Source organism: Paraburkholderia sp. SIMBA_053, assembly GCF_046534895.1.
Classification (GTDB): Bacteria; Pseudomonadota; Gammaproteobacteria; order Burkholderiales; family Burkholderiaceae; genus Paraburkholderia; species Paraburkholderia caledonica.
Window position 1 is genome coordinate 1 of the sequence record NZ_JAWRXU010000428.1, and the last position, 294, is coordinate 294.

1 protein-coding gene is annotated in these 294 nt (G+C 40.8%); it reads left to right on the forward strand.

Annotated features, from left to right (window positions below; all coding sequences use genetic code 11):
- Nucleotides 1-289, forward strand: a 289-nt coding sequence (locus SB753_RS36280; protein ID WP_410804941.1) for a phage tail tube protein, incomplete at its 5' end; no start/stop codon positions are given.
- Between the last annotated feature and the right edge of the window lie 5 nt (nucleotides 290-294).

The window sequence follows — 294 nt, forward strand, 5'->3', positions numbered from 1 at the left end:
TGCAGCTGAACGTGACATTACTGGGTTTATGATGGGATATGGATTTGAAGGACATAGATATTATGGTGATAAAGCACAAGATTATATCTTGAGCAAGGTTCACAAAGTAGGTCCAGAACGTAAAACAGAGTTCAGGGTTACTGAACCAAATGGAGACAAATGGGAAGGTAGGGCAACTATTTCCGAAATCAAATCTCCCGGAGGAGACGCCAATAGCAAGGGGGAAATTGAATTTACAATTAGTTTTGATGGGGTGCCGACATTTGTAAAAGCACCTGTAACACCTTAATCAAG